We start from the raw sequence: 14,017 nt of genomic DNA, 5'->3' as shown, positions 1-14,017 counted from the left end.
ACTACACGCGTGGCATACAAAGTACGCGTCAAAAAATTTGAAGGGCCACTCGAGCTCCTCTACGATCTAATCGAGACCAAAAAACTCTCGATCAATGAGATATCACTCGGTACCGTCACTGAGGATTATTTTCGTTATATCGAAGATCTCAAAGCAAAGCTTGGTGAAAGCTACCACGAAGAGCTTGCTGATTTTTTGGTCATCGCCTCGACTCTTATCCTCATCAAATCGCGCTCGCTTTTGCCGGGCTTCATACTCACGCATGAAGAAGAGGGTGATATTAAAGAGCTCGAAGAGCGTCTGCGGGCCTACCAAATCGTCAAACATATGGCTGACGCGCTCGGCGCACGCGTCAAAGCTCGCCAAGAGCTCTTTGGGCGTGAACCCCTAGTGCTTGTCGCACCGTCATTTCTACCGCCCGCAAAAGGTATTGATCTCAATCGCATGATCTTTTTGTTGCGTGAGATTATCGCCGCAATCCCGCAAAAAAATGAATTACCCCAGCGCACCGTTAAGAAAATTATTTCAATCGAAGAGAAAATCAAAGAACTCGAAGAGCGTATCTCGAGCGGCATGGTAAAAACCTTTCATGATTTTGTGGGCAGTAAGGCAGAACGGGTGACAGTCGTGGTTACTTTTTTGGCGATGCTCGAACTTATCAAGCTTGGCGCCATTGCCGTGCGTCAGTCGTCAAATTTTGATTTAATACATATTGAACATGGACGAACAGAATAACAATAATCTACCCCAGTCACTCGAAGCGCTTTTATTTGTGTCAGGCGAGCCATTGGCACTCAAAGATTTGGCGCGTCTTTCTCGCGCTGACAAGCGCGAGGTAGCCAAGACACTCGAGATACTCAAAGAAAGTCTTGCCGATCACGGTATACGGCTTTTGCAGAGTGAAGATACTTATACGCTCGTCACCGCGCCCGAGACTAGTGAAGTATCAGGCCGCATCGCTAAAGAACGACTCGAGGGGGATCTGACGCGCTCACAGCTCGAGACGCTCGCGATTATTTTATGGAAAGGCCGCGTATCACGCTCAGCTATTGATTATGTGCGTGGCGTCAACTCGGCATTTGCACTCCGCGCGCTTCTCATTCGCGGACTCATCGAACGCTCACAAGACGAACAAGATGCGCGCGTCTTTTTGTATCGCCCGACACTCGATCTTTTCAAATACCTTGGTATTACATCAAGCGCGGAGTTACCCAGCTACGACGATATAGCAAAAGACCTCAAAGACCATGAGTGATTTTCCAAGTGCTGTCACGGTTGTCGCGGGCTTTTTGGCCGCTTTTGGTATTATCATTCCTGCACTCGCACCTCCCGCAGAGCCGTTGGTACCATTGCCTCCGCCAGCCCATGTGGTACTCGATAGCACCTATACCGCACAAAGCGTGCTGGTAGCGGATCTTGGTGGCACCTGGCGTACAGCAGAGCGGGCCACGGGTGAACGCAGGCCAATCGCGAGCATCACCAAAGTCATGACGGGTTTATTGGCACTTGAGATTTTGCCACTCAACACGCCGATCATTCTTTCAAAAGAAGCAGTAGGGACGCAAGGTGAGGTGGGAAATTTTCATGAAGGCGAAGTATTTGCCCTGCGTGATGCACTCTATGCGCTCATGATGCCATCATCAAATGATATGGCGATGGCGATAGCCGAGACTGTAGGCGAGAGGCTTGGCGGTAAGACCTTTGATGAAAAGATAGAACGATTTGTAGTAGCGATGAATGGGCGTGCACGCACGCTCGATATGCATGATACGCTCTACCGCAATCCTACTGGCCTTGATTTACCGACCTACGAGTCAAGTAATTTTTCTTCAGCAAACGATCTTCTTAAACTTATACGCGCATCGATGAAAACGCCGATTTTATGGGAACCATCGCGCGAAGCAGACAAAAAAATTGTTTCATTTGGACAAGATGGCCACCTGCTTACCAACAGCAATGTTCTGACGCCGTATATTATCAATTTTGTAGGTAGCAAGACCGGTACCACGGAAACCGCTGGTGAATCAATCATCATTATTTACGAACCAATACTCGGAAGGCCCCAAGTACTCATACTTTTGGGCGCCGAGCCAAGTCAGCGAGTCGTTGAGGCGTCATCCCTCCTCCTTCGGACCGGAGGTATGCTACCATAAGGAGTATGCAAGAGGCGATATTGCTCGATGTTTTAAAGGTTTTTGGTCTCTCAGCTCTTTCTTTTTTTGTAGCTTTTTTGGTGACTCCGCTTTTGACACATTATTTGTACGCGTACAAAATGTGGCGTCCACAAATAGCGCGCAGGGCTACTACAGGTGAAGAGGCGCTCGTTATTTCCGGCATTCTCAAAGAACGCACGCGTATCGAGACGCCACGCATGGGCGGTATTCTCATCTGGGGTACTGTCGTTTGTATTACTCTTGCGCTCTGGGCGCTTGGTGGGATGTATGGCGGGCCACTTTTCTCAAAACTCAATTTCCTTTCAAGAAACCAAACATGGCTGCCGCTCGCAGCCCTACTCGCGGGCGCGCTCACAGGCCTCGTCGATGACTGGATGGCAGTACGGGGCCGTGATACCTATGTAGGCGGAGGATTGGATCTCAAGGCGCGCATTGGTGCGGTACTCGTCATCGGCGCAGTTGGCGCGTGGTGGTTTTATGGGCCACTCGAGATGCGCGGCATCCATATACCATTTTGGGGAGATCTAACGCTTGGTATTCTCTTTATTCCATTTTTTATGCTCACTATGCTTGCGGTCTTTGCGGGCGGTGTTATTGATGGACTTGATGGTTTGGCTGGTGGTGTATTTGCCTCAATACTTGCCGCCTATGGTGGTATTGCATTTTTTCAGCAGCAACTTGATCTTGCTACTTTTCTTGGCGTTACGGTCGGTGCGCTACTCGCTTTTCTCTGGTACAACATCCCGCCTGCCCGTTTTTATATGGGTGAGACGGGTATGCTCGGGCTTACCTCAATGCTTACGGTTATCGCATTTCTTACGGGCGCGGTCGCGGTCTTACCTATCATCGCATTTCCACTCGTAGCCGAGGTTGCCTCAAATGTCATCCAGATTGCATCAAAGCGATTTCGCGGCAAAAAAGTATTTTTGGCGGCTCCTATTCATCATCACTTTGAAGCGCTCGGGTGGCCTCACTACAAAGTAACTATGCGTTTTTGGGTGGTAGGCGTTGTATGTGCGATTATGGGTATGGTGATACATCTCATCGGCAAATAATATGGCAGCGTATTCATATATCATTAGAGGGGGCACCATCATCGACGGTTCGGGTTTTCCTATGTACCGCGGTGATATTGGTATTTCCGGCGAGATTATAAAAGAAGTTGGCGCAGTAGGTAGGGGGCGGGCAACGCGTGTCATCGACGCCGCGGGCAAATACATCGTGCCTGGATTTATTGATGTGACCAATCATTCGGATACACACTGGACGATCTTTACCTACCCCGCGCAAGAAAATTTGCTCGCGCAAGGCATTACCACTGTCATCGGCGGCGCATGTGGATCGTCACTCGCTCCTCTTGTCGATCAGAAAGCTATAAGCTCCATCCAAAAATGGACCGACATATCAAATTTTAATATCAACTGGCGCAGTATGGAAGAATTTTATGGCGAACTTGATAAGCATCCGATGGGTGTCAACATGGGCAGTCTGGTTGGATATTCAACGCTTCGCCACAACATCACTGACGATGACGCGCGTGAGCTCACGCGTCAAGAGCTCGAATCAATGAAACTTTTACTCAAACGATCGCTCGATGAAGGCGCGTTTGGGCTTTCAATCGGCTTGGCGCACATACCAAATACACTTGCCATTCAAGAAGAAATCATCGAGCTTGCACGCATTGTCGCGGACGCAGGCAAAGTAGTGAGTGTCCATATGCGCAACGAAGGTCGTAGGATCCTCTCGTCGGTCGCTGAAGTCATCAATCTCGCACGGTCTTCGGGCGCGCAGGTACACATCGCTCATTTCAAAGCGATTGGCAGAAAGGCATGGCAAGATTTTCCCAAAGTGCTCGCCATCATCCGTAAGGCGCGTAAATATGAAAACTTGCCGATATCAGCGGACTTTTTTCCATATCTTCGCACTGGATCGCTTCTTTCAAATCTTCTACCCGAATGGATTATGGAGGGAGATCAAGCAAAGAGTATGGCAATGCTTTCTGATCAGCACAAGCGCGAATCAATCCTTGAAACGGTGCGCAGTCTGACACTCCATTACGACAATATTGTGATAGCCGAAGCGCAAAAAGACAAAAAAATAATCGGTAAAAGTATCGCGGAGATCTCCGCCCAATCAGGACTTTCGCCAGAAGAAACCCTCATCCAGATATTGATCGTCAATGGTTTGAGTGTCACTATTTTTTCAAAAACACTCAAAAGTAGACATCTCGTCACCATCGCCAAGGAGTCTTATAGTATGTTTGCCTCCGACGGCGTAGGCGATCCAAAGGGACGCAAAGATTTGACGCACCCGCGCTCGTATGGTGCTGCGCCTCGGTATATCGATCGTCTCGTGCGAAAGTCAAAAATATTTTCATGGGAAGAAGCTATCAAGCGTATGACAGCGGTACCTGCGGCACATCTTGGTATCGCGGGAGAACGCGGGTCGATTAAAAAAGGCGCGCTGGCAGATATCGTAGTCATTGACCCTGACGGTATTCGCGATATCGCGACCTACAGCGCACCTTATCAATATCCAACGGGCATCGAACATGTCTTCATCAACGGACGGCTTGCAATCGAAAAAGGAGTTCCTACGGGAGCGCTTGCGGGCAAAATTCTTCGTCGCGGGTAAGCGCGATCCACATATACTCATCTTAGGACTCGGCGCGCTCGGTGGGGGAGTTGGCGTCGCGCGTTTTTTGGCTGACCTTGGCTATACACTCACAGTCACTGATTTGCGATCAAAAAAAGAACTTGCGACATCACTCGCACAACTCAAAAAATATCCACGCATACGCTATACGCTCGGCAAACATACTATGCAGGATATACGCGACGCAGATCTTATCATTAAAAATCCTGCCGTGCCACTCGAATCGCCATTTATCCGCGCGGCAAAAAAGAAAAAGATTCCTATCACTAACGATGCCGATCTTTTTCTGACACTCGTATCACACGGACGCATTATTGGTGTCACGGGTACCAAGGGCAAGACGACGACAACTCTTTTAATCAAACACCTCTTAGGTAAAGATGCGATCGCTGTCGGTACACCCGGCGTATCGTTTTTTGATATTTTCAAAACACGCACGCTCCCTCGTTGGATTGTAGCTGAATTTTCAAGCTTTGATCTTGATCTTGTCTCGCGCGGACCTTCCAATGCTGTCATCACATCACTCTTTGCTGACCATCTTAATCGCTACGGATCGTTTGCCGCGTACGCAAAAGCAAAAATGCATATCGTGGCGAAACACACACAAAAAGATCGCGCGTTTGTGTGGTACGACTCTGAGCTTGCGCGTCACTTTCCCAAAGCATACCGAGGAAAACGCTTGTGGGTCAGCGGGCACCAACTTCCAAACTATGAGAAAAAAGTATCATGGCGCGTCTCGCGCCCCGCGATAGCACTCGCAGTTGCTGTCGCACGGTCATTCGGCATGTCAGATAGCGTTATCAAAAAGCGCCTCGTATCATTTAATGCACCCGCGAGTAGACTTGAGATAATACGCACAACGCGCACTACCGTATTTATCGATGACACTACCTCGACGAGTCCGGGGGCTGCAGCGTTTTCTCTTGCCGCGATTGCCAAAAAGTGGGAGACGATCACAATTATCGCTGGAGGTGAAGACAAAAAATTTCCCGATAAAGATATCCGTGTGTACGGCGATGCTATCAAAAAATATCATCCGCGCGTCATACTCTTTCCAGGATCATTGAGTGTGAAGCTCAAGAAATATATCGGTACCGTAGAGCGTGCGAAAACTATGACAGAGGCGGTGCGTCTAGCTCAACACACCAAAGGCGCAGTAGTACTTTTGCCGGGCGCTACGAGCTTCAATATGTTTCGTAATGAATACGACCGGAGCGCTCAATTTCAAAAAGCAGTAAAACGCTTGCAACGATAATGAAACACACGGACAAACTATTGTTGGGTGTGATCGCCTTTCTTCTCCTGGTAGGCATTATTACTTTTGCATCAGCATCGGCGCCGCGTTCAGTACGGCATTTTGGCAATTCGTATTCATATTTTTTGCGCCAGCTCGTCTTTGGCTTCGGACTCGGTGGTATTTTTTTTATGATAGGTCTCCGCGCACCACTAGCACTATGGAAAAAAAGTGCGCCGTTGCTCTTGATCGGAAGTCTCCTTATCATGCTCGCGATGTTTACCATCCCAAGTATCAGTCTTACGGTGGGCGGATCAACGCGTTGGATTGTGATTGGTGGATTTTCATTTCAACCCTCCGAGGTACTCAAATTTACCTTTATCGCGTATCTTGCTGCTTGGATTCATTCGCGGCGCAAAGACCTTACCAGCTTTCTATCAGGCCTCATACCTTTTCTTGCTATCACCGGTATTGTAGGAAGTTTTGTGTTGTTTGAGTCTGACCTGGGAACCTTTGGGGTTATCGCATGTACCGCGCTTGGTATGTTTATTATGGGTGGTGGGCGCATGCGACAGGTGGGACTTATTTTTCTTTTGGGTGCGTTCTTGTTAGGGGTAGCGATATCTATCGAACCCTACCGGATAAATCGCTTGCTTGTGTTTATGGATCCCGACATTGATCCGCAAGGTATCGGTTATCAAATAAATCAAGCGCGACTCGCGATAGGATCAGGTGGGCTCTGGGGTAGGGGAGTCGGTCTTTCGCGACAGAAATTTTATTTACCTGAACCTGACGGTGACGCGATATTCGCAGTGTTCGCCGAAGAGTACGGATTTATAGGAGTCATCATACTCATCGGCGCCTTTTTTCTCTTTACCGTTCGTGGTATGCTGGCATCAGCACATACGCGCGATCCCTTTACCCAGCTTCTCGCATCTGGCATCACCCTGCTGGTTGTCACGCAAGTTATTATCAATACTGCGGCACTCTCTGGCCTTTTGCCGCTTACCGGCATTCCGTTGCCTTTTATGAGCTTGGGCGGCACTGCTGTCGCATTTCTCCTTTTTGAAATGGGCGTGCTTGTGCAAATTTCAAAACGCAAACACCTATGAAAATAGTACTCTTGGGCGGAGGTACGGGCGGACATTTTTACCCCCTTATGGCGGTCGCTCGCTCGCTCCGTGATATCGCAGAAGAGGAACGCATCGTATCTCTCGATCTCGTATTGATGGGCGATAAACCTTTTGACCCCGAGGTGATGCGCGAAGAATCAATCTCATTTGAGATGATACCCGCGGGCAAAATGCGCCGATATTTTTCACTGCTCAATTTTTCTGACAGTATCAAAACACTGCGCGGTATTTTTCGTGCGCTCTGGAAGTTTACTATTCGTCCACCTGATATTATTTTTTCAAAAGGTGGATACGACGCGTTTCCGGTACTTGTTGCTGCGCGCTTCTATCACATACCCGTCATGATCCACGAGTCAGATGCGATACCGGGCGTGGTTAATACCTGGGCGGCAAAATTCGCACGGCGTATCGGCGTGTCATTTCCTGAAGCGGCCAAACATTTTCCGCCCGACAAGGTAGCGCTCTTGGGTAATCCGATACGCCCTGGTATTTTGGGCGGGTCATCAGATGAGGCGTATGGTATTTTTAATCTTGAGACTGGCGTACCCATCGTACTTGTGTTGGGTGGATCACTGGGTGCGCAAAAAATAAACGATCTACTACTTTCAGTACTTCCTGAGATGGTAGAAAAGTTTCAGATTATTCATTCGACAGGACTCCTCAACCATGACATGGTTGCCAAAGAAGCAGAAGTGGCATTGGGTAGCTCGCCTCACAAATCACGCTACCATCATTTTCCACTCATGACCGCAAGCCAACTACGCAATGCCGCGTTTGTGTCCAATGTAGCGGTATCGCGCGCGGGCGCTGGTGGTATTTTTGAGCTTGCTGCGTGGCACTTGCCAGCAATTCTCGTACCCATCACTGACTCGGCTCAAAATCATCAGCGCGAAAATGCCTATAACTACGCGCGCACGGGTGCGGCCATCGTCATCGAAGAAGCAAATCTCACTCCGCACATATTGATATCGGAAATCCAGAAAATTCTTACGGACACTGCACGCGCAGCAGAGATGAAGCAGGCCGCTGGTACCTTTGCCCGTATTGATGCGTCACGCAAAATCGCCCTTGAGCTCATTCGTCTTGGTATCCATGAATAAACCAGTACGCGTACGCATCGCGCCTTCTCCGACTGGCTTTATGCATATCGGTACGGCACGCACCGCGCTTTTCAATTTTATTTTTGCCAAACAACATGGAGGCATTTTTTTACTACGCATCGAGAACACCGATAAAGAGCGATCTAAAAAAGAATTTGAAGATGACATCATACAAGGCCTCGCGTGGCTTGGACTCGATAACGATGAATTTCATCGTCAATCCGAAAACATCATATGCCATAGGGAGTATTTACAAAACCTACTAAGCGAGAAAAAGGCATTTTGGTGCGCACATACTACTGAAGAGCTTGAAGCAGAGGGTGAGCGCCAGCGCGAAGCCAAAGAACCTCCGCGTCACATCTGTAAGCATCGTGATGAAGGTAAAACCGCGGGCATCATACGCCTTCGTAACGATGAGCGCGAACCCATCGTTATCCACGATATGATCCGCGGTGATATTACCTATGACCCACAGTTATTTGGTGATATTTCACTTGCAAAAAATCTTGACGAACCGCTCTATAACTTTGTAGTAACTATTGATGACTATGAGATGAAAATATCACATGTTATCCGAGGCGATGACCACATTACCAACACACCGAAACAAATCATGATTGGCCACGCACTGGGTTTTAGTGAGCCTGCGTGGGCGCACTTGCCATTGTTGCTTGCCAAAGATCGTACCAAACTTTCAAAACGCAATGGAGCGGTATCAGTAGGGGAGTATCGTGATGCAGGATATATCCGCGAGGCATTGATTAATTTTATTGCCATGCTTGGCTGGCACCCTAAAGACGAAGTAGGCGAGATATTAGATCTCGAAACTATTATTAAAGAATTTGATATCACACGCGCGCAGCGTGGTGGCGCCATTGTCGATACCCAAAAGCTTGATTGGCTCAACCGCGAACATATCAAACGACTCTCGCCCGAAGAAAAAGTAAGGCGTGCCGAACCCTTTATAAACCCTACTACCAAACAAAAGCTCGGATTGCGCGTCTCACAATATATACTTGCGGTACTGCCACGCATCACCAAACTTACCGAAGTAGACTTAGCGATAAGAGATATACTCGAACTACCTGACTATGATGCTGATCTACTTTTATGGAAAGGAAAATTGGGACATGCAAAAGCAAAAGAGATACTAAAAACTATTTTAGAAACTCTCACTGACCCAGAAACCGCTGAACAAAACTTGAAACCCCTTATAGAAAAAGAAGGCACAGGCACAGTACTCTGGCCGCTACGCACGGCTCTTTCGGGTCGCGCCGTCTCACCCGGACCCTACGAACTTTTGAGCGCCTTTGGACTCGACGAGATACATAGGCGCATACAATACGCTATCGAGAAACTCGATGCGTAGCTTACACCGTCTCGCTATCATTCCCGCGCTTGTTCTTGTTGTTTTTCCGTTTATCGCTGGCTCCGCATCAGTAGACGAACTACGCACAAAAATATCTGGCAGAGAGTCAGAAATAAAAAAACTTGAAGCCGAAATCGCCCAATACCAAGACGCGCTCGACAAACAATCAAATCAATCACAAACACTCAAAGGTGAGATTAAAAAACTTGAGACACAGATAAAGAAGATCAATACTGACATCAAGCTCACCGAACAGCAGATACAGCGCACCGAACTACGCCTCGAAGAACTTGATATTGAGATTGGTGAGAAAAAAGCAGTAATAGATACAGAAAAAGAAGTACTCGGTTCGCTCGTCAGATCTTTGTACGAAGAAGACGATACCTCTATGATTGAGATATTGGCAGGATATGGATCGCTCTCTGAATTTTTTGAAAAACGCGAAGCATCTGAAGCGGTACAAGAACAACTTGGTCAAAGCTTGGTCTCACTCCGCAAACACAAAGAAAGCTTAGAGACCGAGGCGGAGCGCAAAAAACGCGAAGAAGAAGAACTCCTCTCGCAACGCAAAAATTTGACTGGACGCAAATCAGTACAAGAAACTATCAACCAATCAAAATCAAAACTACTTTCCGAGAGCAAAAACCAAGAAACAAAATACCAACAACTTTTGCGCGAACGGGCAGAAAAACGCGCACTCATACAAAAAGAGCTTCAAGCTGTTGAAGACGAATTGCGCCGCTCTATCGACCCGTCACTATTGCCCTCAAAACGGGCAGGAGTGCTGGGCTGGCCGGTTGAAGACCCCAAAGTAACCCAGGGCTTTGGGTTTACTGAGTTTGCGACAACCCAAGGATCTGATGTCTATAAAGGTAATGGTCACAACGGTGTCGACTTTAAGGCGGCCATAGGAGCCCGAATTTTGGCCTCGGAGGCGGGTATAATCAAAGACTTCGGTAATACCGACACCCTCTGCCCGGGAGGCTCTTACGGTCGGTGGGTGATCATTGAGCACCCCAATAATCTCTCGACACTCTATGCGCACTTCTCGGGAATTTCGGTCAAAAAGGGACAAGAGGTCAAGAGGGGAGATCTGGTAGGATTTGCGGGTGATACCGGCTATGTGACGGGTCCGCACCTGCATTTTACGGTATATGCCACCAATACGTATCGGCTCGCCAAGACCAAACACTGCGGTATGGTACCAGCTGGTGGTTATCTCAATCCACTCGAATACCTCTAAAATACTTGATATACTAAAACCAATGAACCGTACCAATCGCGCCACACGCTACAGCAAAGGCATCATACAGCTCGGCATTATCATCGTCCTTTCGGTGGTGATTTTGAGTTTACTTGGCGTATCTTTAAGCTCACTAGTAAACAACAAAACTCTTTCCGAAAACTTTATGTTTCTCTGGGAAGGTATTAAATGGGTTTGGATAAACTATGCGGCCGCACTCTTTTGGAAAGTTTGGGATCTCGTATCAGGACTCTGGAAGTAAAATCGGATAAATAAAAAAAGTCCCGTTCTTGCATGAGGGCTCCCAAATAAATACGAAAATAAGTTTGTAGGCGAATGGTGCAGAGCTTTTCGCGAGCTTTTGTGCGCTCATGAGCTTTGCGCTCGAGTGCGAGCCTGCAAAAGTATGCAATTTTCTAGCCTCTTTTATTGGTCGCTAGGGGAGACCCTCGTGCAAAAAAGGAACCTTATCTACCCTCACTATCAACCCGCCAAAAATACCTTGCAAGCCCTATTTTAGCGATTCTTGTGTGCTGGAGGTTGATAAAATGTTCATAATCGGTTATTAAAGGATTAATAACCCCCTAGACAATGAAGACAAATCATAGTATAGCTAAAAACCCAGAACTTATAACGCGCGCGATCATCATTCATCGTGGAAAAATTCTACTATGCACTGGCATAGGTACCAAACGATACTTTTTGCCTGGCGGTCATATTGAGATGTTTGAGACATGCGATGACGCGTTAAAAAGAGAGATAAAAGAAGAATTAGGAATTTCAGTCAAAAAACAGACTCTTGTAGGTATGGTCGAGAACTTTTACTACGATGGAAAGAAAAACCGCCACGAGATAAATATGGTGTATTTAGTAAAACCGTCAAAATACGAAATACGCTCACAAGAAGATCATTTGGAATTTCATTGGATTCCTGTAGCCAAGACACAAAAGGTGAGTGCATTACCCAAGCCTTTATTCAAAGTAATTACTGCGTGGGTAAAAAATAAAAAGTTCTTTGTTATTACAGTAGATGGTAGATAGGTCGCAAAATCTATGTTGTGCGACCTGTTACATTTCTCGAAAACCTACTCCCCTAGGGAGTTTTGGTCTTACTTTTTACCCAGAAGAATAATCTTATGATCCAACTGATCAGAAAAAATTTACTATATTTCCTGTAAACTTTTCCTGTTGTGTCCTCGGCATAGATATAATAAATAGCTTTAGTATCTATCAACTCAGGCCGGCCATCTTCAAAAAAATCTAAATTAATCTGATTGCTTGGACCGAGGTATCCATCAATGTTTACAGAATCACGCCCCTTGCGACGTATCAGGCCGTTCCAAGTCTTATAGCCGTACTCGCCTATTTGTATACGCCAATCTTTACTTGCGTTGGTTATGCTAATTGAGAATAATGATTCTGTTTTAATAAGTTCCAATCTTGTCTTCTTTCGTCCCCACCATACAATCAACATACTAAAAAGTAGCGTGAGTAAGAGTAAAATGGAGGCTGGATCATCTTTTGCCAAGAGCGCGAGCTGCTGCAAGTATAAGAAGAAGTTTTGCATTCTTTCATACTACAATTTTTCCTAGTTTTTTGCTCTTTTTAACCCGACAAATATATTAGCAGCTAAAGACCCTCAGCATATTGACCTAGGTCAAGATTGATTTACTATTTGTTTTGGAAACCGTTTTGAAGGAAGATCGGTTTCCAGTCCATACAGTTCGCCATTTTGGTAAAAACCAATATGACGATACTTACACTAATTCTCTTGATCATCCTAGTACGAGAAATCAAGAGATGATTTGAAGCAATACCGCCGAAAGGCGGTTTTTGCTTGTTTTTGTACGAGTGTCGACAAACTAGGTTTGTGCGACCTGTTATCTATTGAGAAAGCCCTTCTCCCTGCCGCTGGTTTTCCTGTAGACTAGGTACATGAGAGTTTCATTTTCAGCGCTCGAAACATACAATCAGTGCCCGCAGAAATATGAGTACGAGCATATTGAGCACAAACGCGTACCCAAAGGCAAAGAGTCTATTTTTGGTACTTCTATACATAGTGCTATGCGCTTTATGTTTTCTCGGGATCCCCTCTTTCCGACTCTTGAAGAGGTATTGGCGCATTTTCGTGAATCATTTGCTGATAGCCAATCAGTCGCTGATGCTGACAAGGCGCGGTACTTGGAATCTGGTGAGCGCATGATACGCGTGTATTATGAAAAAAATCCACCGTGGAACTTTGATGTTATAGATCTAGAATCACGCTTTGAGGTACCGCTCGAAGACCCGAAGACGGGCATCACCCACACCATCGCCGGCAGTATCGATCGCATCGATAAAACCGGTGAAGGTTTATTTGAAATTATTGATTATAAAACTTCGCGCAAACTTCCCGCCCAAGAAACAGTCGATGCCAATATGCAGCTGGCCATCTACCAGCTGGCACTCGAAAAAAAGTGGCCACATATCGATCCCGAACATGTAACGCTCGCACTTTACTTTATGAAAGCAGGCGAAAAGCTTGTCACCCGCCGCACGCGCCAAGATCTTGATAACACACGCCAACAAATTTTAGATACCATCCATTCGATCGAAGCGCGCATTGAGACAAAGGAATTCCCCGCCAAGCCAAACGCGCTTTGCGATTGGTGTGGATATAAATCCATCTGCCCCGCGTGGCGGCATCTGTACCGTGCGCAAGAAAAAGATGCGCCGCCTGATGATGCGCGTCCCCTGATCAAAGAATACTTTACGCTCAAACGCGAGATTGGCGAACGGGAAGATAGACTTTCAGAGATCACCGCTAGCATCAACCAATATCTTGATGCACAAAAACTTGATCGTGTGTTTGGTGAGGGTGGATCACTCGCACGCTCGACACAAGAGCGCACCAGCTGGGATGCGACTAAAATCACCTCAATCCTTGAGCCTACAGACTTTTGGCAACATATACTATCCCCCGATGATAAAAAACTAAAAAAACTTTTACCAAAACTGCCCGAAGATCTTCATGAGCGCCTGCTCGCTGAAGCACGCATCGTCAAACGATTTACGATGCTCAAAGCGTCTACCAAAAACGCACTACCCGATGAAGAGAGCCCCGCCTAGT

At 46.9% G+C, this 14,017-nt stretch carries 14 protein-coding genes; 13 read left to right on the top strand and 1 reads right to left on the bottom strand.

The window, feature by feature from the left end:
* Nucleotides 1-9 precede the first annotated feature (9 nt).
* The 12 genes from AAB417_02820 to AAB417_02765 all read left to right on the top strand — a co-directional run bounded on the left by AAB417_02820 (nucleotide 10) and on the right by AAB417_02765 (nucleotide 11,949).
* Complete coding sequence (locus tag AAB417_02820) at nucleotides 10-735, top strand: segregation/condensation protein A (protein MEK7630935.1); 726 nt, start codon at nucleotides 10-12, stop codon at nucleotides 733-735.
* The gene (locus AAB417_02815; GenBank protein ID MEK7630934.1) at nucleotides 719-1,255 is read left to right on the top strand and encodes an SMC-Scp complex subunit ScpB; all 537 of its coding nucleotides are present in this window, start codon (nucleotides 719-721) and stop codon (nucleotides 1,253-1,255) included. The genes AAB417_02820 and AAB417_02815 overlap by 17 nt, the downstream gene beginning before the upstream one ends.
* A complete protein-coding gene (locus tag AAB417_02810; protein ID MEK7630933.1) occupies nucleotides 1,248-2,153 on the top strand; it encodes a hypothetical protein in 906 nt (301 codons plus the stop codon). Before AAB417_02815 ends, AAB417_02810 begins: the two co-directional genes overlap by 8 nt.
* A gap of 5 nt (nucleotides 2,154-2,158) precedes the next feature.
* The gene (locus tag AAB417_02805) at nucleotides 2,159-3,229 is read left to right on the top strand and encodes a hypothetical protein (GenBank protein MEK7630932.1); all 1,071 of its coding nucleotides are present in this window, start codon (nucleotides 2,159-2,161) and stop codon (nucleotides 3,227-3,229) included.
* A gap of 1 nt (nucleotide 3,230) precedes the next feature.
* Entirely contained in the window at nucleotides 3,231-4,808 is a 1,578-nt protein-coding gene (locus AAB417_02800) for a D-aminoacylase (GenBank protein ID MEK7630931.1), read from the top strand.
* The gene (gene murD / locus AAB417_02795; protein MEK7630930.1) at nucleotides 4,747-6,084 is read left to right on the top strand and encodes a UDP-N-acetylmuramoyl-L-alanine--D-glutamate ligase; all 1,338 of its coding nucleotides are present in this window, start codon (nucleotides 4,747-4,749) and stop codon (nucleotides 6,082-6,084) included. Before AAB417_02800 ends, murD begins: the two co-directional genes overlap by 62 nt.
* The gene (locus AAB417_02790; GenBank protein ID MEK7630929.1) at nucleotides 6,084-7,175 is read left to right on the top strand and encodes a putative peptidoglycan glycosyltransferase FtsW; all 1,092 of its coding nucleotides are present in this window, start codon (nucleotides 6,084-6,086) and stop codon (nucleotides 7,173-7,175) included. The genes murD and AAB417_02790 overlap by 1 nt, the downstream gene beginning before the upstream one ends.
* Nucleotides 7,172-8,296, top strand: a complete 1,125-nt coding sequence (locus tag AAB417_02785) for a UDP-N-acetylglucosamine--N-acetylmuramyl-(pentapeptide) pyrophosphoryl-undecaprenol N-acetylglucosamine transferase (protein MEK7630928.1) — start codon at nucleotides 7,172-7,174, stop codon at nucleotides 8,294-8,296. The genes AAB417_02790 and AAB417_02785 overlap by 4 nt, the downstream gene beginning before the upstream one ends.
* Nucleotides 8,289-9,665, top strand: a complete 1,377-nt coding sequence (gltX, locus tag AAB417_02780; protein ID MEK7630927.1) for a glutamate--tRNA ligase — start codon at nucleotides 8,289-8,291, stop codon at nucleotides 9,663-9,665. Before AAB417_02785 ends, gltX begins: the two co-directional genes overlap by 8 nt.
* On the top strand, nucleotides 9,658-10,908 hold the full coding sequence (locus AAB417_02775) for a peptidoglycan DD-metalloendopeptidase family protein (GenBank protein ID MEK7630926.1): 1,251 nt from the start codon (nucleotides 9,658-9,660) through the stop codon (nucleotides 10,906-10,908). The genes gltX and AAB417_02775 overlap by 8 nt, the downstream gene beginning before the upstream one ends.
* Before the next feature lie 22 nt (nucleotides 10,909-10,930).
* The gene (locus AAB417_02770) at nucleotides 10,931-11,170 is read left to right on the top strand and encodes a hypothetical protein (GenBank protein ID MEK7630925.1); all 240 of its coding nucleotides are present in this window, start codon (nucleotides 10,931-10,933) and stop codon (nucleotides 11,168-11,170) included.
* Nucleotides 11,171-11,499: 329 nt separating this feature from the next.
* Nucleotides 11,500-11,949 (top strand): NUDIX domain-containing protein, encoded by a 450-nt coding sequence (locus tag AAB417_02765; protein MEK7630924.1) that lies wholly within the window; start codon nucleotides 11,500-11,502, stop codon nucleotides 11,947-11,949.
* A gap of 52 nt (nucleotides 11,950-12,001) precedes the next feature.
* Here the strand turns inward: AAB417_02765 and AAB417_02760 are convergent, their stop codons facing one another.
* Nucleotides 12,002-12,475: a hypothetical protein gene (locus tag AAB417_02760; protein ID MEK7630923.1), complete on the bottom strand. Its 474-nt coding sequence runs from the start codon at nucleotides 12,473-12,475 to the stop codon at nucleotides 12,002-12,004.
* Nucleotides 12,476-12,843: 368 nt separating this feature from the next.
* On the opposite strand from AAB417_02760, the gene AAB417_02755 reads away from it, so the two are divergent.
* Nucleotides 12,844-14,016, top strand: coding sequence for a PD-(D/E)XK nuclease family protein (locus AAB417_02755; GenBank protein MEK7630922.1), 1,173 nt, complete (start codon nucleotides 12,844-12,846; stop codon nucleotides 14,014-14,016).
* Nucleotide 14,017 lies beyond the last annotated feature (1 nt).

The sequence above is a fragment of the Patescibacteria group bacterium genome, assembly GCA_038064855.1.
Classification (GTDB): Bacteria; Patescibacteriota; Minisyncoccia; order Ryanbacterales; family GWA2-47-10b; genus SICQ01.
This window is presented reverse-complemented; position numbering and strand designations above follow the sequence as displayed.